This window comes from Rheinheimera pacifica, from assembly GCF_900108485.1.
GTDB classification, from domain to species: domain Bacteria; phylum Pseudomonadota; class Gammaproteobacteria; order Enterobacterales; family Alteromonadaceae; genus Alishewanella; species Alishewanella pacifica.
In genome coordinates, this window is sequence record NZ_FNXF01000028.1 from 1 (window position 1) to 21,017 (window position 21,017).

At 49.5% G+C, this 21,017-nt stretch carries 18 protein-coding genes, 3 tRNA genes and 1 pseudogene; 3 read left to right on the forward strand and 19 right to left on the reverse strand.

From position 1 onward, the window contains the following. Position 1 precedes the first annotated feature (1 nt). The 8 genes from BLW68_RS20225 to BLW68_RS20265 all read right to left on the reverse strand — a co-directional run bounded on the left by BLW68_RS20225 (position 2) and on the right by BLW68_RS20265 (position 6,985). Positions 2–78: transfer RNA gene (locus BLW68_RS20225), tRNA-Arg, on the reverse strand. 62 nt (positions 79–140) lie between these two features. Next, positions 141–217 (reverse strand) — tRNA-Arg (locus BLW68_RS20230). Between the two features lie 12 nt (positions 218–229). Further along, positions 230–319: transfer RNA gene (locus tag BLW68_RS20235), tRNA-Ser, on the reverse strand. A gap of 165 nt (positions 320–484) precedes the next feature. Then, the gene (csrA, locus tag BLW68_RS20240; RefSeq protein ID WP_092797049.1) at positions 485–685 is read right to left on the reverse strand and encodes a carbon storage regulator CsrA; all 201 of its coding nucleotides are present in this window, start codon (positions 683–685) and stop codon (positions 485–487) included. A 302-nt stretch (positions 686–987) separates the two neighbouring features. Further along, positions 988–3,606: an alanine--tRNA ligase gene (alaS, locus tag BLW68_RS20250; RefSeq protein ID WP_177172307.1), complete on the reverse strand. Its 2,619-nt coding sequence runs from the start codon at positions 3,604–3,606 to the stop codon at positions 988–990. Positions 3,607–3,636: 30 nt separating this feature from the next. After that, a complete protein-coding gene (locus BLW68_RS20255) occupies positions 3,637–4,083 on the reverse strand; it encodes a regulatory protein RecX (protein WP_245728405.1) in 447 nt (148 codons plus the stop codon). Positions 4,084–4,085: 2 nt separating this feature from the next. Next, entirely contained in the window at positions 4,086–4,808 is a 723-nt protein-coding gene (locus tag BLW68_RS20260) for a DUF2189 domain-containing protein (protein ID WP_245728406.1), read from the reverse strand. A 116-nt stretch (positions 4,809–4,924) separates the two neighbouring features. After that, positions 4,925–6,985: a S46 family peptidase gene (locus BLW68_RS20265; RefSeq protein ID WP_092797057.1), complete on the reverse strand. Its 2,061-nt coding sequence runs from the start codon at positions 6,983–6,985 to the stop codon at positions 4,925–4,927. Positions 6,986–7,174: 189 nt separating this feature from the next. Here BLW68_RS20265 and BLW68_RS20270 point away from each other — a divergent pair, with 189 nt between their 5' ends. Together BLW68_RS20270 and BLW68_RS20275 are read left to right on the forward strand one after the other, a co-directional pair. After that, the gene (locus BLW68_RS20270) at positions 7,175–7,663 is read left to right on the forward strand and encodes a TIGR00645 family protein (RefSeq protein WP_068231178.1); all 489 of its coding nucleotides are present in this window, start codon (positions 7,175–7,177) and stop codon (positions 7,661–7,663) included. An 85-nt stretch (positions 7,664–7,748) separates the two neighbouring features. Continuing rightward, the gene (locus BLW68_RS20275; protein WP_245728407.1) at positions 7,749–11,297 is read left to right on the forward strand and encodes a hybrid sensor histidine kinase/response regulator; all 3,549 of its coding nucleotides are present in this window, start codon (positions 7,749–7,751) and stop codon (positions 11,295–11,297) included. Here the strand turns inward: BLW68_RS20275 and BLW68_RS20280 are convergent. The 3 genes and pseudogenes from BLW68_RS20280 to BLW68_RS20295 form a co-directional block, all read right to left on the reverse strand. After that, complete coding sequence (locus BLW68_RS20280; protein ID WP_092797059.1) at positions 11,294–12,082, reverse strand: substrate-binding periplasmic protein; 789 nt, start codon at positions 12,080–12,082, stop codon at positions 11,294–11,296. The genes BLW68_RS20275 and BLW68_RS20280 overlap by 4 nt on opposite strands. A gap of 139 nt (positions 12,083–12,221) precedes the next feature. Continuing rightward, positions 12,222–15,907: pseudogene (gene metH, locus BLW68_RS20285) on the reverse strand (methionine synthase). A 58-nt stretch (positions 15,908–15,965) separates the two neighbouring features. Then, the gene (locus tag BLW68_RS20295) at positions 15,966–16,892 is read right to left on the reverse strand and encodes a homoserine O-succinyltransferase (RefSeq protein ID WP_092797064.1); all 927 of its coding nucleotides are present in this window, start codon (positions 16,890–16,892) and stop codon (positions 15,966–15,968) included. Between the two features lie 213 nt (positions 16,893–17,105). On the opposite strand from BLW68_RS20295, the gene BLW68_RS20300 reads away from it, so the two are divergent. After that, the gene (locus BLW68_RS20300) at positions 17,106–17,438 is read left to right on the forward strand and encodes a hypothetical protein (RefSeq protein WP_092797066.1); all 333 of its coding nucleotides are present in this window, start codon (positions 17,106–17,108) and stop codon (positions 17,436–17,438) included. 77 nt (positions 17,439–17,515) lie between these two features. Here the strand turns inward: BLW68_RS20300 and BLW68_RS20305 are convergent, their stop codons facing one another. The 8 genes from BLW68_RS20305 to BLW68_RS20335 all read right to left on the reverse strand — a co-directional run. Then, on the reverse strand, positions 17,516–18,202 hold the full coding sequence (locus tag BLW68_RS20305) for a hypothetical protein (protein ID WP_092797068.1): 687 nt from the start codon (positions 18,200–18,202) through the stop codon (positions 17,516–17,518). 252 nt (positions 18,203–18,454) lie between these two features. Then, positions 18,455–18,649, reverse strand: coding sequence for a hypothetical protein (locus tag BLW68_RS20310; RefSeq protein WP_092797070.1), 195 nt, complete (start codon positions 18,647–18,649; stop codon positions 18,455–18,457). Between the two features lie 2 nt (positions 18,650–18,651). Next, positions 18,652–19,245 (reverse strand): IS3 family transposase, encoded by a 594-nt coding sequence (locus BLW68_RS20315; RefSeq protein ID WP_143040003.1) that lies wholly within the window; start codon positions 19,243–19,245, stop codon positions 18,652–18,654. After that, a complete protein-coding gene (locus BLW68_RS20320; protein ID WP_218141419.1) occupies positions 19,200–19,526 on the reverse strand; it encodes a transposase in 327 nt (108 codons plus the stop codon). The genes BLW68_RS20315 and BLW68_RS20320 overlap by 46 nt, the downstream gene beginning before the upstream one ends. Positions 19,527–19,552: 26 nt before the next feature. Continuing rightward, positions 19,553–19,678 carry a hypothetical protein gene (locus BLW68_RS21620; protein ID WP_281246205.1) on the reverse strand — a complete coding sequence of 42 codons (126 nt, stop codon included), beginning with the start codon at positions 19,676–19,678 and terminating at the stop codon, positions 19,553–19,555. Between the two features lie 131 nt (positions 19,679–19,809). Further along, on the reverse strand, positions 19,810–20,025 hold the full coding sequence (locus BLW68_RS20325) for a hypothetical protein (RefSeq protein WP_143040004.1): 216 nt from the start codon (positions 20,023–20,025) through the stop codon (positions 19,810–19,812). A gap of 95 nt (positions 20,026–20,120) precedes the next feature. Beyond that, positions 20,121–20,612 carry a hypothetical protein gene (locus tag BLW68_RS20330; RefSeq protein WP_092797076.1) on the reverse strand — a complete coding sequence of 164 codons (492 nt, stop codon included), beginning with the start codon at positions 20,610–20,612 and terminating at the stop codon, positions 20,121–20,123. Between the two features lie 105 nt (positions 20,613–20,717). Further along, positions 20,718–21,017 (reverse strand): hypothetical protein (locus BLW68_RS20335; protein WP_218141418.1); only part of this gene is annotated, 300 nt, incomplete at its 5' end.

Genomic DNA, 21,017 nt, shown 5'->3' on the forward strand with positions numbered 1-21,017 from the left:
ATGGTGGACGCAGGAGGATTCGAACCTCCGACCGCTCGGTTCGTAGCCGAGTACTCTATCCAGCTGAGCTATGCGTCCGGGGTGTTACTATTGCAGCACAGTTATTTTAAAGCACAGTGCATGATGCTTCCCAAATCAGATGGTGGACGCAGGAGGATTCGAACCTCCGACCGCTCGGTTCGTAGCCGAGTACTCTATCCAGCTGAGCTATGCGTCCATCTGACAAAAATGGCGGAGAAAGAGGGATTCGAACCCTCGATAGAGTTTCCCCTATACACCCTTAGCAGGGGTGCGCCTTCAGCCACTCGGCCATTTCTCCGCTCTGTGTTGCGGCGTGTATATTAATGTCTCAGGAAAATAAGTCAAACAATTTTTAGAACTGAAAAGTGCGTTTGCCGACCTTTTAAGCAATTCACCGGAAATGAGTCATAAAACGTACAAAATCGGCAGAATTCGTCGGCAATCAACGGGTATAGCTGGGTTGCTAGTCGTCTTCACCATAATTTGCGTCAGGTGAACCTTTCTCGGCCTGTATACGCATATAAATCTCTTCACGGTGCACAGATACTTCTTTTGGCGCATTAACACCAATACGCACCTGATTACCTTTCACACCCAGCACCGTTACTGTTACTTCATCACCGATCATCAGTGTCTCACCAACACGACGCGTAAGAATTAGCATTCGTTTGCTCCTTGTTCCTTTAACCCAGCGTGACTCACACCGGTGTATACGCTAAAGCGCAGTATCATAACTCAGCAGGCTGACCGATTAAAAGGCAGCAGGTTAAATTAATGATATATGCCATCAGCAATTTTGCTGCAAAACAGCAGTATTGTAGCAATTTGCCGTTCGGCTACGGCAGATATTCGATATTCCGAAGTCGATTCACGGCAGATAACCATTTTATCCTGTTACGGCAACACACCGCGGCAAGATCAGCAAAGAAAGGCGCAAGCGCCCTTCTTTATACTAATTCAAGCAGTTTAGCTTAGTTTTGCCGTGATGTTCGCTTTTGCCTCATTCAGTATCTTTGGCAGCGCCGCAACATCTGCACCACCGGCCTGTGCCATATCAGGCCTGCCGCCACCTTTGCCACCTAACTGCTCAGCAGCCCAGCCAACCAACTGGCCGGCATGTACTTTAGCGGTTAAATCAGCAGTAACACCGGCGATTAAACTGATTTTGTCATCATTTACTGTTGCCAGTAATATCACGCCTGAGCTGAGTTTATTTTTCAGCTCATCGAGCATAGTACGCAGTGCTTTGGGATCTGTGGCCGGTAGTTGTGCTACCAGCACCGTAGCGCCAGCTATCTGCTGTGCCTGATCAAGCAACGACGCACCGGCATGGCTGGCCAGTTTGGCTTTTAGCTGCTCGATTTCTTTTTCCAGAACCTTGCTGCGTTCCAGCGTTTGCTGCACCCGCTCGCTAATGCTGAATATATCGCCTTTAAGCGCGCTGGCCACACTTTGTGCCTGCTGTTCCAGTTGCTGTACAAAAGCCACAGCTCCTGCGCCGCTAACGGCTTCAATCCGGCGCACCCCTGACGCTATACCGCTTTCAGACACTATTTTACACAGGCCAATATCGCCGGTACGGTTAACATGAGTACCGCCGCAAAGCTCAATCGAAAATTCGCCCATGCTTAGCACCCGCACTTCATCATCATATTTTTCGCCGAACAGTGCCATAGCCCCGGCAGCTTTGGCCTGGTCAATCGGCATTAAGCGGGTTTGTAACGGATGATTTTGCTGAATTTGTTCATTAACCAGCTGCTCAATAGTGCGCAGCTCTTCTGCTTTAACCGCTTCAAAGTGGCTAAAGTCAAAGCGCAGCCGATCGGGACCTACCAGCGAGCCTTTTTGCGTAACATGCTCACCCAGCACTTTACGCAGCGCTGCATGTAATAAGTGCGTAGCAGAATGGTTTTGCTTAATAGCGGCGCGGCGCGCACTGTCTATCTGCGCATCCACTTTGTCACCCACGGTTAAAGCGCCGCTTACATAACCTTTATGTGCGAAGGCTTTGGCCAGCTTAATGGTGTCCTGTACGGTAAACACCGCGCCGTTGGCCAGTGTTAAATTACCGGTATCGCCCATCTGGCCGCCGGATTCGGCATAAAACGGCGTTTTATCCAGAATAACCAGCGCCTGATCACCATCGCTGAGGCTACTGACAGCCTGGCCATCGCGCAGTATTTCTACTACGACCGCATTGCCAAATTCCTGCTCGTAACCGGTAAAGGCCGTTTGCTGGCTTGAGGTTAGCGTAGCGTTGTAATCTGCCCCAAAGTTAGACGCCTGCTGAGCACGTTTACGCTGCTGCGCCATAGCAGCATCAAAACCGGCCTGATCAATCGTCAGGTTACGCTCACGTGCCACATCGTTGGTTAAATCAACCGGGAAACCATAAGTGTCGTACAGCTTAAATACCAGCTCGCCCGGTAATTCGCTACCGGTTAAGCCAGCTAAGGCATCTTCCAGAATAACCAAGCCACGCTCCAGCGTTTTACCAAACTGTTCTTCTTCCAGTTTCAGTACTTTTTCCACTACTGCTTGTTTTGCTGCCAGTTCAGGATAAGCCTCACCCATTTGCGCAACCAAAGCGGCCACCAGCTGATAGAAAAACGCGCCTTTAGCGCCCAGCTTATTACCATGGCGCACAGCACGGCGCACTATACGGCGCAACACATAACCACGGCCTTCGTTAGAAGGCTGCACACCGTCAACTATTAAAAAGGCACAGCTGCGGATATGGTCGGCAACCACGCGCAATGATTTATCGGTTAAGTCAGTAGCGCCGGTGGCATCAGCTGCCGCTTTGATCAGGGCAACAAAGGTGTCAATTTCATAGTTGCTGTGTACATGCTGCAAAATGGCGGCAATACGCTCCAGCCCCATGCCGGTATCTACACTGGGTTTGGGCAGTTTTTCCATCCGGCCATCGCTGTGGCGGTTAAACTGCATAAACACGATATTCCAGATCTCAATGTAGCGGTCGCCATCTTCTTCCGGCGAGCCAGGTGGGCCACCCCAGATATGGGCGCCGTGATCATAAAAAATCTCGGTACAAGGGCCGCAAGGGCCGGTATCACCCATTGCCCAGAAGTTATCTGACGCATAAGGCGCACCTTTATTATCACCAATACGGATAATCCGCTCAGCCGGCACCCCCACTTGTTTTAACCAGATATCGTAGGCTTCATCGTCGGTTTCATACACGGTAACCCAGAGTTTTTCTTTGGGTAGCTTCACCACTTCGGTTAAAAACTCCCAGGCATAGCCAATGGCTTCCTGTTTAAAGTAATCGCCAAAGCTGAAGTTACCCAGCATTTCAAAAAACGTATGGTGGCGGGCGGTATAACCCACGTTTTCCAGATCGTTATGTTTACCACCGGCGCGCACACAGCGCTGGGCAGACACCGCCCGGTTATAACTGCGCGGGTCCTGGCCGAGAAATACGTCTTTAAACTGCACCATACCGGCATTGGTAAACAGTAAGGTGGCATCGTTGCCTGGGATCAGCGAGCTGCTGGCCACCACCTGGTGCTGTTTGCTGGCAAAATAATCTAAAAAGGCGCGCCTGATACTGGCCGATGTCATAGTCATGGAAAAATCCTGTCCGCTTGGGTTTTACTCTGTTTGATTAATGGCAAATTGAATTTGTTCGTTACTAAAGCCACGGCGCTGCATATACGCCATGCGTTTAAATTTGTCTTTATATTCGGTTACTGCACTTTGGCCGTACTTTTTCTGATAAAGCTGCAGCGCCAGCGCAAACCAATCTATTTCCAGCTCTGCGGCGCACTGTAACACCTGTTCGCGGCTGATATTTTGCTGGCGGCACTCCTGCACTATATAACCCAAACCATAGCCTTTATTAACCCGGCTACGCACTAACATACTGATAAACCGTTGCTGATCAAGGTAGTTTTCGGCTTTACACCAGGCAATCACCTTTGCAATATCATCGGCCTCTCCGCCCTGGCGGCTTAAGCGCTGGCTTAGCTGCGCTTCGCTGTAGTCGCGCCTGCTCAGCCAATTCAGCGCCATGCGTTTTAAATCAGCAATATCGGCCAAGGTTACACTTCCAGCACGGCTTCATCAGTGGGTTTAACCTGCAGTGCAAAGAACTCATTAAAGGATAAAAAGAATGCGATATTCAGCAGTGGTATCACCAGCAATAAACCGATAAACAGCGTTGGCATGGTAAGCATTATCAACCCCATACTCAAGAGGCCAAATACCACCAGCGCGGTAATATTGCGCCAGCAGGCAATAAAGCTGGCCTGCATAATGGCCAGCAGTCGGCGTTCCTGCAAAAAGTATGCAATGGCCACAGCATAAGCGAATACCATCCAGGTAAGCAAAAAACCTACAACAAACAGTAGCACTAAGGCACCACTTACTGCCTGCTGCTGATGCTGCACCAACAGTTCAGCCGCTAATACACTAAGCGGAATTGAGGCCAGCATATTTAAGGCTGCAATGCGGATAAACACAGCCCGGCAGGCAGTTTCCTGCAGTGGCTGGAATAAGTTAACAAACTGAATGCTCTGCTTTTGTTGCACAGCGACCACACTCTTATATACCCCGGCGGTTAAAAACGGGTTAAGTAAAATACCGACAATCGCGGTTAGCGGGTGTAACTGGCTAAGCAAAGCAATAAACCCCAGTGTGATAAACATCAACACCCACACCAGCGGCGCCTGCATAAAAATAGCCCAGCTTTGTTTAAACCAGCTCAAACAAGCCAGTGCATTAACCCGGCGAACAATAAGTTTTACCTTAAACTGCTTATCCACGATAACTCCACAAAACAGATAGCAGCCCGGCTGCTATAAAACTGGCGGTTATGATACTGCAAAATGCAGCAAATTAAGAGGGGATAACGGATAACCGCCCGGATAGGCGGTTATATTCAGAAACTAACCGCCATTTCGTCCAGCAAATGCCGGCTGGCGCTGCTCTGGCGCAGTTGCCACAGCAGATAACGAATATCCAGATGAACCGCCCGGCTGCGCTTAGCATCATAGTGCCAGTTTGCCAGCTGGTTTTCTGCCACACCGGAAAACATCAGGCCTACCAGCTCGCCCCGTGCATTAAAGGTTGGCGCACTGCTGCCACGCCCACAGGTGTCAATAGTACTGAGAAAGTTAACCGGTAATGGCGTTTCGCTGTCAGCCAGTGCACTGGCGTGTGGCTGGACAGCCATGCCCTGCACTGTGCTAAACGGCTGATACCATACCGCATCAACCGGCTGATAACCTTTAACCTTGCCAAAGCTTAGCCGCAAAGTGCCGTTGGCGTCAGCATAGGCCAGTTGGCCGTTTGCTTCTGCATAGGCCATGTGTATTTCCATCACCAAGGGCCGTATTTGTGCCAAGTGGCTGGCCATCTCAAACCGCTGCTGATCCAGCTCTTCGCCCACTTTATGCATAGCAACGGCAAAACTGAGCAGGGTATCGCGGCTTTTTTCAAACTGTTTTGCACTGCGCTCCAGCCATAAACTGCGTTGTTCAGCGTCGCGCAGGCTGGTGCCGCGATACATAGTTTCAAGTTTGTGCCGCACAATCTCCTGGTTAAAGCCATCACCCAGCGCAAAATAATGATCTAAAGCACCAATCCGGGCAGCCGGGGGTAAACTGGCATACTGACGCAGAAAATGTAACGCCAGCTCCAAATCTACACGCACATCAAACTGCTCCGGCATTTCGCTGATCAATTGCTGCAACTGCGCCATTTCGGCGGCGACCTGTTGCTGCGCAGTGCTGTCTTGCGCCTGCTCTCTTGCCAATGCCACTTTGTACAAACGCCTGGCCAGAGTAGGTAACTGGGCGCGGCTAAGATAGGTTAGTACCAGATCACGCTGCGCCATAATTTGCTGCTGTGCGCTAAGTTGCTGCAGGCGTGCAAGCCTCGGCTGATAAAGCTGCTGGCGCACCGGGCTACCGGCAATCCAGGCTTTCAGCTGTTGGGTTGCCGTGTCTTTTTTTTGCTGCAAACTACTTTGCTGGTAACGCGCAATCATGTTTTGCTCTTCAAGCAGGCTTTGCTGCAAAGAGCGGACTAAATCCTGGTATTGTCTGGCGCGGGCCGAGCCTGGCGGCGCCAGTTGCGTAATAAGAGCTAATGCCTGCTGACGATACTGCACCGACTGCGGGTAATATTGCTCAAATAAAAAGCGTACTTCATCGGCGCTGGCATAGCGCGAGCTTTGCTGTGGAAAGGCTGCCGCCATTACCGTGTCGCCCTCGGTAATGCCTGTTGCCGACAAGGTTAAATGTGCTGCAGGTTTAAAGGCGGTCTTGTCTGCGGTATAAGCGCGTAAAAAAACGTAATCGGCCTGATAACGTGGCCAGCCCCAGTTTGGCGCCTGCTCAGCTGATACTGCTGATAACGGTAAATGTACCAGGCGCAGCTCAGCAACCGGCTCAGATTTAACCAGATAATATTCCAGGCCATCATGCTGGCTGGTCACTTCACACAGGTAATTGCTGCGCTGCTGGCACTCATCGACCATTTTCTGGCTCAGACGCTGTAGTGCTATGGCCCGCTCACTGGCACTGGCACTGGCATCAAGCTGACGGTTTAGCTGTACGGTTACGTTTTGTACTTGCTGGATCAGCAAAGCCCTGACACCCGGCAACGGTATTTCGTCTGCTGTGTTGGCAGCAGAAAACTCCTGCTGTGGTGTGCTAAAGCCAACTTGCTGCAGGCTATTGGCCACACAGGCGTAATTGGTCAGTAGTAAGCCCGACGCCGACACAAAGGCAGCGCTGCAGTTATTTAACCGTACCACGGCATTTAACGGCAAGGCATTGAAAGCGTCAGCCTGCTGCTGCGCTGTCAGCAGGCCTTGAGCGACCAGCCGCTGTTTTAACTCAGGTAGCTGCTGTGGTTGCCACAAGCCTTCGTCAGCTGCAGCAGCGCTACAACACAGTGTTAGCAACACAGCGATATAGCGATAAAGTTTTCTCATATAGGAACATCTGTAAGCTTCAACGGCGCAACGCTATCATATTCCGCCCGGTACTAAGCCAAGCTTGCGGTAAAGTGCACAAATATGCGGTAACCGACAAGTGATAAAGCGCTGAAATTCACTGCCAGCGTACTTGACCTATAGCCCGATGGCCGCATAATACACGCTGCTAAATTGACAGGAAAAATTATGGAAAATTTTATTGAAAGACTGATGTATGCATCGCGCTGGATTATGGCACCTATTTATCTGGGTTTAAGCCTGGCGTTGCTAGCTCTTGGCATTAAATTTTTTCAGGAAGTGTTTCATATACTGCCGATCATTTTCAGTATGAAAGAAGTAGAACTGATTCTGGTGGTACTGTCATTAATTGATATAGCCCTGGTTGGTGGCCTGATCGTTATGGTGATGTTTTCCGGTTATGAAAACTTTGTCTCACGGCTGGATTTGGAAGGCAACGATGACAAACTCAGCTGGCTGGGTAAGCTGGATTCCGGCTCGCTGAAAAACAAAGTGGCGGCCTCTATCGTTGCGATTTCCTCTATTCATCTGTTAAAGGTATTTATGAATACCGAAACCATCGCTAACGATAAAATTCAGTGGTACTTGCTGATACATATCACCTTTGTGTTATCCGCTTTTGCCATGGGATATCTGGACAAAGTACTGCGCAAATAAACCAATACGCATTCAGCCTGTCTGATACACAGCCTGCTGACTTTTGCCAAGCGTATTCAGCTGTGCGAACAGGAGGGTGAGCATAGTGAAGAACCAATTTAGCCGCTGCCGGATGCTGCTGTATACAGTGCTGCTGTTATGCAGCTACCCTATGCTGGCATCGGGCCAGTCCGGCACCCCGCTGCTAAGTAACTTTAAACCCAAAGATTACAATGGCGGCACGCAAAACTGGGCACTGGTGCAGGATCAGCGTGGTCTTATTTATGTGGGTAACAACGTAGGCGTACTGGAATACGACGGTGCCCACTGGCGTATGATCCCCACCCGCAATAAAGCAGTAGTGCGCTCGTTGGCGCTGGCCAAAGATGGCCGTATTTATGTTGGCTCGAAAGGTGAACTGGGGTATCTCGATACCAGCCATGCCTCTGGCAGCCGTTATGTTTCGTTGCTTGATCGCATTGCGCCGGAACAGCGCAATTTTCAGGATGTGCGGCAAACCTTCGCCACAGACGATGGCGTGTACTTTATCAGCCGTAATTATATATTTTTGCTAACACCGCAACACGTCAGGGTGTGGAGCAGCAACAGCGCCTTTCTCAAAGCATTCTGGCTGAATAACCGTCTGATCGTGCGTGAAGAAGGCACCGGCCTGCTGGAGCTGAAACAAGGCGACTTTACCCTGCTGCCCGGCTCTGAACACTTTGCCACTACCAGCGTGTTTATGCTGGAAAGCTATGACGACAGCACTCTGCTGGCCGGTAGCCGCGAAGATGGCCTGTTTTTGCTGGATAACTCCGGTGCCAGGCGCTGGCAAACTGAAATAGACAGTGTATTACCACAAGCCCTGTTATACAGCGGCATTAAATTAACCAATGGCGACTTTGCGCTGGGGACAACCCAGAATGGTTTGTATATTCTTAGCGCCGATGGCCGGTTAAAAAGCCACATTACCAAACAGTTTGGCCTGGTCGATCAAAATATCAGGGCACTGTATCAGGACCATCAGCAGGGCTTGTGGCTGGCGTTGGACCACGGCCTGAGCAGAATTGATTTGTCCTCTGCCCTGTCGTACTACAACAACGCCAGTGGCTTGTACGGTAATGTGTTGTCGCTATATCAGCACAACGAGGTGCTGTATGCCGGTACCAGCCTGGGTTTATACCGCCGTAACGGCCAGAATCAGTTTGAAGCCGTCAGCGAAGTACAAAAGCAAACCTGGGATTTTATCACTTTTGAGCAGCAGTTACTTATTGCCAACAGTAACGGCGTTTATGCATTGCGCCAGCAGGACATCACGCTGGTACGCCCGTCAGTGCTGGCCAGCAAAGTGCTTTATCAGTCGGTGCAAAACCCACAGCGGGTTTTTGTAGGTTTACAGGATGGCCTGGCCAGTATGCGCTACGAGCAGGGTAAGTGGCATGACGAGGGTCGCGTGCCCGGTGTTAGCGGCAATCTGAACAGCATATATGAAACTGCCGATGGCAATTTATGGCTGGGTACACTGGCACATGGTATTTATCGCCTTAACCTGCCGCAAAACTGGCAGGGCGGCAGTTCGGTGCCGCTGGTAGTCAAACGCTTTAATAAAACGGCTGGCCTGCCCAGCGAAAACCGCAACTCAGTACATTGGTACCAGCAACAATTGCTGTTTGCCACTGTCAGTGGTTTCTACCGTTTTGACAGCCAAAGCGAGCAATTTATTGCCGACAAGGTGCTGGGCGCCGCTTTTGTGGATACTCAACCCTGGGTACGTTATCCACAAATTGACCAACACAACAACCTCTGGCTGCTGACATGGGACAACATTACCGGTAGCCGCCAGGCCGGGGTATTGTTTGCCGACGATAATGGCTTATATCGCTGGCAGGCCTCCTCACTGCTGCCATTGCAGGATATTCCGCTTGATACGCTGCTGATCGATCAACAAAATGTGGTGTGGTTTGGTGGTGCTGAGGGTATCTTCCGTTTTGCTATCACCGAACACCGTAACCTGCCGCCGCGGCTGCCGTTAGTACGGCAACTGAGAACACTAGACGGCAATATTTTCTACAGTGGTGGCACCTTGCCTGCGCGGCTAAAACTGGATGCTGCCAGCACCGGGCTGCGTTTTGAATACGCCAGCCCCAACTTTAGCCACTTATTTTTGCCGCAGTTTCAGGTGAAATTGCAAGGCCACGATAAAAACTGGTCGGGTTGGAGTAATGAGCTGTACCGTGATTACACCAACCTGCCTGCCGGTGATTACCAGTTTATGGTGCGCAGCCTGGATTATCAGGGTAATTTGCAGCTGTCGGCACCGCTGAACATTAATATTGCCCACCCCTGGTACGCCAGCCCGCTGGCCTGGTTGCTGTACACGCTGCTGGCTGCGGCTTTGGTGTACCTGCTGCTGAAATGGCGAACCCACCAACTCACGGCAGAAAAACAACAACTTACTACCTTAATAGAGCAACGTACGCTGCACCTGCAACACACCATGCAGCAACTACAGCAAGCCAAACATACGGCAGAGTCGGCTACTGCAGCCAAAAGCGAATTTCTCGCCAATATGAGCCATGAACTGCGTACACCACTAAATGCTGTGCTCGGCTTTGCTGAACTGGCACAGCACAGCCATGATGCTAAAACACAGCAGAGCTATCTGGCTAAAATACGTGCTTCCGGAAAAATTTTATTAAGTATTATCAATGACATTTTGGATTTCTCCAAAATAGAAGCCGGTAAACTGGAGCTGGAGCAAGCGCCGTTTCATCTGCAACAAACCATTTTGCAGGTTACCGATATGTTCAGCGCCCAGTTACAGCAAAAGTGGCTGAGTTTCTCGCTGGAACTGGACAACACCATTCCGCCGGTACTGAACGGCGATGCGCTGCGGCTAAGCCAGGTGTTAATTAACTTACTTAGTAACGCCATTAAATTTACCGAGCGTGGCAGTGTCAGCCTGACAGTAAGCCCGATAGGCAGTGCCGATAACTGTCTGTTGCAATTTACTGTTACCGACACCGGTATTGGCATCAGCGAAGTACAGCAAGCCCGCTTATTTACTGCATTTAGCCAGGCCGATAGCTCTATCAGCCGTAAATACGGAGGTACCGGCCTGGGCCTGACGATTTGTCAGCGGCTACTGGCATTGATGGGCAGTAAACTTAATGTTCAAAGCAGCGAAGGCCAGGGCAGCAGCTTTAACTTTGTGGTGCAGTTTAAAGCAGCCAGTGCCGACAGCCTGGAAACTGCGGCCCCGTCGCCGCTACAATTGGCAACCGAGAAGACATTTCAGCACACAGTACTGCTGGTTGAGGACAATTACTTTAACCAGGCGCTGGCGCAAATTATTCTGCAAAAACTCGGGCATAAAGTAATCAGCGCCAATAATGGCGAGCAGGCGCTACAGAGTGCAACGCAACACCCCATCAGCTTAGTGTTAATGGATATAGAAATGCCGGGGCTTAACGGCTACGACACGGCACGCCAGTTACGCCAATACAGCAACTTTGCGCACACCCCGATTATCGCCATGACAGCGCATCACTCAGAGCATGTACGCCAGCAATGCCTGCAAGCTGGCATGAATGACATGCTAACTAAACCGATAGACGCTACTATGCTGGCTAAACTGCTGGACCAATGGCGTTAGCCAGCCGGCTGCACTGTGCTGACGGCTGGTGAGTCGTTGCAATAAAACCGGTTTGGCAGTTCCTGGTTAAGCTGCAGCAGGTATTTTAACTGCAGTTGCTCGTACCAGTTATCCAGCAGTACGCTGAGTAAGGCCTGATCAAAACGACGCTGCAATACCGGATCACGAAAAGCCGCCCGGTATAAGGTTGAGCCAAACAGTTCGTGAATAACTGCCGGCAGTGCACGTTTTGATTGTTGCTGATGGTAGGTAAAGATGTTCCGGTCCAGTACTATTGCTTTAACGCGGCCGCTAAATAACATTTCAACCTGAGCCTGCTGATCCACCGTTTCCAGATAGCCCGGCTGTAACGCCATTGCATCGCGGTAATCAGCTCCGAGCACCACCGTAGCTCCCTGAAACGCAACGGTTGTCAGCATCGCCAGATCAGCAGGATGTTGCAGGGTTAATTCATCGCTTTGCCGCGCCACCACCACGTTCTGATAGCGAATATAAGGCTGGGAAAAAAACAATCCGGGTTCATCCGGCTCATTAGGTTGTAAGCTGGCAATATCACCAAAGCCACTTTCCAGCTGGCTGCGAATGCGGGAGTTGGGTAAAAAAGTGAACTCAGCTTCATAGCCCATGCGTCTGACGACTTCACGCAGCAGCTCAATTTCGTAACCGCTGACAGTGTCCAGCTTAATATATGGCGGTTTATGTTGCCCCACCAACACGGTAAGCGGTGCTGCCCACACAGACTGACATACCAGCAGGCAAGCTACTATCCATCCTTTTCCGGCCATACTTACTCCGCCATACTTTTTATTAAGCTTAGACAGTTTTACCCGACAGCGCGGAGAAAATGCAAGCTATTTGCTATAGCAGGAACAACAATGTTTTATTTTATAACAATCACTTAGCAGCGTTATTGTTGTATGGTGGCTAACGCAGGTTAGGTGCTAACCAGCTTTGCGCCTGCTCAGGGCTCCAGCCTTTTTTCGCCGCGTATTCGTTAAGCTGATCAACGTCAATTTTACTGACGGCAAAATATTTGCTGTCGGGGTGGCCAAAGTACCAGCCGCTTACCGCTGCGCCCGGCCACATGGCGTAGCTTTCGGTTAATACGATGCCAGTTTGCGCTTCTACATCCAGCAGCTGCCACAAGGTGCCTTTTTCGGTGTGCTCCGGGCAGGCCGGGTAACCCGGTGCCGGGCGGATACCCTGATACAGCTCGCGAATAAGCTGCTCGTTATCAAGCTGTTCATCTGCGGCATAGCCCCAATACTCACGCCGCACTTTTAAGTGCAGGTATTCGGCTAAGGCTTCAGCTAAACGATCAGCCAGTGCTTTTACCATAATACTGTTGTAATCATCATGTTCAGCGGCAAACTTAGCGGCAAACTCATCAGCGCCAAAGCCGGTGCTAACGGCAAAACCACCGATATAATCTTTAACACCGCTATCAACCGGCGCGATAAAATCAGCCAGGCTGCAATTAGCCGCGTTGTTGCGCAGCTGTAACTGCTGGCGCAGATTATATAAACGTGCCTTTTCTACACTGCGTGTCTCGTCGGTGTACACCACTATATCTTCACCATCACTATTGGCCGGGAACAAGCCAAACACCGCCTTCCCCTTAACATGGCCGCCGTTAATCATGGAGTCCAGCATGGCATTGGCGTCTTTAAACAGCTTACGCGCTTCTATGCCGACTTCGGCATGGTTTAGTATCGCCGGGTATTTGCCGGATAACTGCCAGGTTAAAAAGAACGGTGTCCAGTCGATATAGTCGCGCAAAATATTAAGATCAACATCCGGCCATAAGTGCACGCCAGGCTGCTTAGGTGCCACTACTACTTTGCTTAAATCAAGCTGAAATTTATTCGCTTTGGCTTCCGCTAAACTGAGCAGCTTTTCACCGGGCCGGCTACGGGCATGTTGCTCACGCGCCACCACATATTCCTGTTTAATCCGCGCTAAATAATCATCTTTGCTATCGGGCGTAATAAGAGATTGCACCACCGACACACTGCGCGACGCATTGGGCACATACACTACGCCATTGGCGTAATTCGGCTCTATTTTTACCGCGGTATGGGCTTTAGAGGTGGTGGCACCGCCAATTAACAGTGGCTGGGTAAAGCCCAGGCGCGTCATCTCTTTGGCTACATGCACCATTTCATCTAAGGAAGGCGTAATCAGGCCGGATAAGCCAATCACATCAACATCACGCTCTTTGGCTACCCGCAAAAGCTCAGCGCACGGCACCATTACGCCAAGGTCAATTACTTCAAAGTTATTACATTGCAGCACCACACCAACAATATTTTTGCCGATATCATGCACATCGCCTTTTACCGTGGCCAGCAGCACCTTGCCCTGGGCACGGCCGCCTTCTTTTTCCAGCTCGATAAAGGGCTGCAAATAGGCCACGGCTTTTTTCATTACCCTGGCCGATTTCACCACCTGCGGCAAAAACATTTTGCCTTCACCGAATAAATCGCCCACCACGTTCATGCCGTCCATCAACGGCCCTTCAATCACATGCAGCGGTTTTTCCGCTTGTTGGCGCGCTTCTTCGGTGTCGATATCAATAAAGTCGGTAATGCCTTTAACCAGCGCATGCTCCAGCCGTTTGTTTACCGGCAGGCTGCGCCAGGCATCATCGATTTTTTCGGCTACGCTGCCATCGCCTTTAAACTGCGCCGCTATCTCCAGCAAACGCTCGGTGGCATCATCGCGACGGTTAAGAATAACGTCCTCTACCCGCTCCTTCAAAAGTTCAGGAATATCGTCATACACGGTAAGCTGGCCGGCGTTAACAATGCCCATATCCATACCGGCGCCAATAGCGTGATATAAAAATACCGAGTGGATAGCTTCACGCACCGCATCATTGCCGCGAAATGAGAATGACACATTGGATACACCACCGGAGATTTTCGCATACGGGCACAAGCGCTTGATCTCGCGGGTGGCTTCAATAAAATCTACCGCGTAGTTGTTATGCTCTTCAATGCCGGTGGCCACAGCAAAGATATTCGGGTCAAAAATAATATCCTGTGGCGGAAAGCCGATTTGCTCAGTGAGTATTTTATAAGCACGCTGGCAAATTTCGACTTTACGCGCTTTAGTATCGGCCTGGCCTTGTTCATCAAACGCCATTACCACCACCGCCGCACCATAGCGGCGCAGTAACCGTGCCTGGTGTAAAAACGGCGCTTCGCCCTCTTTTAGCGAAATAGAGTTAACAACAGCCTTGCCCTGAATGCACTTTAGTGCCGCTTCGATAACCTCCCATTTCGACGAGTCAACCATAATCGGCACCCGCGAAATATCCGGCTCTGACGCTAACAGCTGCAGGTAACGCACCATGGCTGCCTTACTGTCGAGCATGGCCTCATCCATATTGATATCGATAATTTGCGCGCCGCTCTCTACCTGCTGGCGTGCCACATCAAGCGCCGCCTCATAGTCGCCGTTTAAAATCAGCTTTTTAAACTTCGCCGAGCCGGTTACGTTAGTCCGCTCGCCAACGTTGATAAATCGGGCCTGTTGTCGCATTACCACTCCAGAGAAAAGGCTTCAAGGCCGGCTAAATGAAAACTGTGCTCAGGCGCTTTCGGCTGGCGGGCCGGTGCATCTTTTACCGCCTCAGCTATGGCTTTAATATGCTCCGGTGTAGTACCACAGCAACCGCCGACAATATTTAAAAAGCCCTGTTTGGCCCAATCGCTAATTTCAGCGGCCATCTCGGTGGCGCCCAGGTCATATTCGCCGAATTCATTTGGCAGGCCGGCATTAGGGTGCACCGACACATAGGCCTCAGATACACCAGACAGCGTTTCGACATAAGGCCGCAGTAAATCCGGGCCCAGGGCGCAGTTAAGGCCAAAACACACCGGCTCAATATGGGCCAGGCTATGGTAAAAGGCTTCGGTAGTCTGGCCGGACAAGGTTCGGCCGGACGCATCAGTAATAGTGCCGGAGATCATTACCGGCAGTTTAAAGCCGACTTCATCAAACACTTTTAACACAGCAAAAGCTGCTGCCTTGGCATTTAACGTATCGAAGATAGTTTCCAGCATAATAATATCGGCGCCACCTTCAATTAAGGCGTGGGTCGACTCGGTATAGGCATCCACTAACTCATCAAAGCTAACGTTGCGAAAGCCCGGGTCATTTACATCCGGCGATATCGACGCTGTGCGGTTAGTTGGCCCTAACACACCGGCAACAAAACGTGGCTTGTCTGGCTGAAGTGCAGTGATTTCATCGCAGACTTTACGCGCCAGGGCAGCAGACTCACGGTTAATCCGTGCCGACAAGGCTTCCATCTGATAATCAGCCATCGCAATGCGGGTGGCATTAAAGCTGTTGGTTTCAACGATATCGGCGCCGGCCAGCAAATATTGGCGATGGATATCGGCAATGAGATCCGGCTGGGTTAACACCAGTAAATCGTTATTGCCTTTTACATCACAAGGCCAGTTAGCAAATTCACTACCGCGATACTCGGCTTCTTCCAGATGGTGCTGCTGGATCATGGTGCCCATAGCGCCATCGAGAATAAAAATGCGCTCAGATAACAGCTTACGAAAGTGGTCAGGCGTCAGTCTTGCAGTCATATAATGCTCGTTGTAATTCTAAGTAGCTTGAGCCCCAAAAGCTTAAACCGAAAGTAGCTTAAGCGCTGCGGCCAATTTGGCTGAGCTCAAACGGCGTAGCCTGATAAACATAATAGTTCAGCCAGTTGCTGAACAGTAAAAAGGCATGACTTTGCCACAGCTTTTGCGGGCCCTGCAAGGGGTCATTCTGGCGGTAATAATTTTCCGGCAGTTTGGCTGACACACCAGCGGCTAAGTCGCGCTGATACTCTTCGTCCAGCGTGGTTAAATCATACTCCGGGTGGCCGGTAACAAACACCCGGCTGCCACTGCTGTTTTGCAATAAATAAGCGCCGGTAACATCGGCTTCGGCCAGTATATGCAAGTCATCATGCTGCTGATACTTTTGCTTCGGCACCTGAGCATAGCGTGAGTGCGGCACCAAAAATTCGTCATCAAACCCGCGCACCAGTGGGCATAGCGGCTGCGTCACCTGTTGCCAGTACACGCCGGATAATTTTTCGCCGCGGATTTCGCGCTGCAAACCATAGTACTGGTACAAGGCGGCATGTGCCGCCCAGCATAAAAATAAGGTGGAGGTAACATTGTTATCGGCCCAGCGCAGAATATCGCCAAACTGCGCCCAGTAAGTCACATCTTCATAATCAACCAGCCCCAGCGGCGCGCCGGTAATAATTAAGCCATCATATTTTTGCTGCTGTACTTCAGAAAAATAACGATAAAAGCAGTTTAAATGGCTCGGCGGCGTGTTTTTGCTGACATGATCGTCAATGCGCAGCAAATCAACATCCACCTGCAACGGACTGTTGGCCAGCAAACGCAATAGCTGAATTTCGGTAGCAATTTTATTCGGCATCAGGTTTAAGATAGCGATTTTCAGCGGCCGGATATCCTGCGACTGCGCCCGGCTTTCGGTCATTACAAACACATTTTCGGCCGACAGCGCTTCTACCGCCGGCAACTGATCGATCACTTTAATAGGCATAGCCATATCCGGTTAACTGACATAAGCGCTACTTTGCGCAAAAGCGGCCTTAAAGTCAACTTCTATACGTTTAGATGGCTAAATATAAAGACGTGATTGTCAGCATTGTGCTACAGCCAACCTTAGTGATGACAGCTAAACGATTGCTGAAAAAGGCGTTAACGGCTATTTTGACTAAAACGCTCTTGGCGTGGCAACTTATCAGGGTAATTTATGGCAATACAATTTATTCCACTTATCAAAGCGCTTGCTCCCTATCTAACAACAATAGCCACCACCGCTATTCCGGCTTTTACGTCAAAATCAGAAGCTGCCAAGTCAGACCCGGTGATTGCACAGCAAATTAAAGAGTTGCAGGATGCGGTTACGAAGAATGCCCAGTCACTGCATATTATTGCCGAGCAATTACAAAAGGTTATCACCTCTGCCGAAGAGGCATCGGTAGAAGCTCAGCGGCAGGTTGCGACCTATAAAGCTTTAGTGTTGGGCAGTAGCATTGTTTCTGTTATTGCCATTGCGGTAGCGATTTATGGCCTGGTTGCCTGACGTCAGTTACTGCTGATCAATGCTTTGGTGAAGTATCATCTGTTATTTCGCTCCTCTTTATAGATGTGCCTAGTAATTCAGGTTGACAATACACCGGTCGCCACATCAAAGTTTGCAGTGCTGCCCGCAATGCTGGGATTGGCCCCTACCCCCGCAACAATAGCATTATACAAGTTTAAGCGAGACTGCCATTTTGCCGTCTTAGGATCTACATTGCTCCATACGATGCCTAAAGCAACTGCAAACCGAATGTTTCCCGCGGCGGCAGGAACTTGAGCCACTAGCTGTGCAGCAGTGTTAGCAGCTACGGCACCGATTCTGGCTGCATCAAACGTAAACGCATGTTCACCACTTCGTGCATCAGGTGCACTGCCAATACAAGCGTTAACGGTATCGTAGTGCCTCATGACAGCTCCCAGTGAAGGCACTCCAGCGTGATAGGCTACAATGGCAATACAATTTCCTAATCCAGTTGTGGTAAGAGTATCAGCCGGGCCAGCAAACATGCTCTGAGTTGGAGTACAGTCGAAACCAACCCGGATGTTTACCAATTGAGCCACACTACCGTCAACGCCCTGAAAAGCTTTCCATTGTTTAACCTTCAGACTATTGTTTGCTATCTGTTGCAATTTTCTCTGTGCAATATTTTCAGGCCGGTTATCATCCAACTGAAAAGTAGCTTTACCACTGCTTAATTTTTGAAAAACTGCATTTGTAGCAGATTGGGCCTTATTTTCTTGAGTTTTGTCAGCGTAAGTACGCATTTTCTGCTCCTTTTTAATAAGGTAAAACTGAAATGTATCGACGCAATGTCATCAAAACTATGACCGCTAAAATCCATAGCCATTGTTGCCTCTTACCACTAAATGTCAGTATAGAGACTTTTTGTCGCCACCTAATGCCCATAACGATTAGGATCATTTTCGTTGAATCGGAGCAAGAATAACGCTTGCGGTTACTATTGACTTTACCCGGCTTCCCATCCGTTGAATTTATACAACCCTATGACTATTGGTTTAGTTACTGGCGCGGTTGATAAGGCCAAGCAAGGCCGGAATTGCTGCCTTTGCCGCAAGGTATCCATCAAGGATCGCCTCTTGCCGCTGCACAACACTTTTTATATCAGTAATTTCGACGTTAAGCCGAATGAGTATGTCAGCCTCCGCCATCTCGGCAGCGCCGATAAGGCAGGTCTGTGTGCGGCTGACCATGGCTATGGTTGTCTTCGCGCCAGTGCTATTCTCAGTGCCTGCGTAATCAGGCGCTCAGTCATGCTGGGGTCCAGTGACCAACCCACTATCGCTCTGGAGTATAAGTCCATCACCGTCGCCAGGTATAAGCATTTATCTTTCAGCCAGATATAGGTGATATCTGTGGTCCAGCACTCGTTGGTTTTTTCTGCGTCAAACCGTCTTTTCAACAGGTTATCTGCCACATTCGTCATTGCTTCGGTGCGTGGGCTGTAGCGAAACGCCTTGCCGTTACGTGCCCGTATTCCTCTGGCTTTGAGGATGCTGGCGACGGTGTTCAGGCAACAGCTTATCCCCAGCGCATTCAGCTCTTTTACCAGCCTGGGCGCGCCGTAGCGCGCTTTGTAACGGGCGTAGCTCACTACCTGTTGCTCTAACTGCTCGTGCTTTACGCTGCTCTGGCTCGGTTTACGGCCCCGCCAGCGGTAAAAGCCGGAAGCGGATACCTCCAGCACCCGGCACATCAACCTGACCGTATACTGCCCCACGTATTCACTTATCAGGGCGTACTTTACTCCTGCAGCTTGGCAAAGTACGCAGCTGCCTTCTTTAGGAATTCATTTTCCTTTTTCAGCGTGTCCAGCTCGCGCTTCAACTGCCGGATTTTTTCGCTTTCATCTTTTGAATAATCCACCCCATTCAGACTGTTAAACTGCTTATCTGACAAGCGGTTAAACTGCGCCCGCCAGTTGTAAATCTGATTGGGGTGTATGCCTAGTTCCTGAGCAACAGACGTGGCTGTTTTATCGGGTAAATCAGACAGTCTTACTGCTTCTCTACGGAACTCTTCTGAGTACGCCTGGGTTTTATGTCTGGCTATCTTGCACCTCAGTGTCAGGTACGATACCTAACTATAGAAGGTGTCTACTGATCATGGGTAACTCGGGAAATAAACGCCATTTCGAATGAGCAGCTTTTTTCATAGGTCAATGACAAGGCAACATATTCATCTTCTAAGGCTATCAACTGCTCATACAAACTATTGCTCATAATCTTCCAGATTTACTCAAGCACATAACGCGAAGCACACGGGCGGAAAAACGCGTTAGCGTTTGACGTCCCAGCGGCCGCTGGCCGCGAGTGATGCGCCTTGTTATGTTGATTTTTACTATTACAAACAATCACGTAAGTTGCACCAATTCTGTAGCTTTAACTACAGAATCACCTGAACCGTCGCCGTGTTCAACCAAATAAGTTAATTCAGTAGCTGACGATCGAATTGCTATTACAACTGCTAATTTCCCTGAGTGTAAACCGGCGCGAATTTTCACTTCATCATTTAAAACAAATGGAAGGGACTCACTACGCCGGCCTTCATAGAAATCATCGTTTAACACAGAAACATCCATTTGCTATTCAACATAACGCCCGCCACAAACTCGAGCAACGTGTTGCGAGTCGAGCGCCCAATGGGCGCGTTTTTGATGGCTTGTTATGTTCCGCTTGCATCGAAAAGTCTTGTAGCATCAATTTGCGCAACTTTTTGAAACACGGCAAGCTTCAACTTTGCACTATTCAATAGATCATCGTAGAGCTTGAAATAGTTTTCATCATCTGAGCTAGAATTCTTTTTGCTGAATGTGATGAAAACAGTCACGGCATTAAATGCTTCAGACACTGCTGTTCTAACAGAGTCTTCACATAAAATTTGTAAACTACTGAATATAGCTAAGTAGTCTTTATAATCAATTTTATCTGCATCGCATGAAGAATATCTATATTCTTGAATAAGCGCATGTGACTGGGTCGAGAAATCAATATAAGCTTTCTTGCGTTCTTCTTGTGTTTTATAAAAAAATGATTCTTTACGACTGTCAACCTCAAAGCTCTGTGTTTTCTTCAGGGTAAAATAACTCGCGACCGCCCCTATTAATGCGCCAAGACCTATCTTCACAGCTGAATCGATCACTTCAATCCAAGTCAAATCAATTGTCTCCTAGGAGCATAACGCACGCCTAAACGGCGAGCAACTTGTTGCGAGTCCAGCGGCAGCAGGACGCGTTGTTTTAGGCGTTTGTTATGTGAATTTCTATCCAGACAAACGACCGTACAATATTTCTAAATTCTCAAGATAATCTTCACTGATTTCGTCAGCATTCCAAGCCCTACGTTCCTTTGAAACTGTATTGAACACTTTTAGGTGTGGAGCTTGCTCAATCGGACAGCAATATACCGATAAATACTGTCTTTTCTTCTTTATTTTGTTACTTAGCGCATTATCAGAAATCAGGTTAAATTGATCAGCGGTTATATCGATTAATGTACTACCACTTTCAACCCACCAATGCCCAACTTCACTGGCACGCATTGGAGATACACCAAACACAAG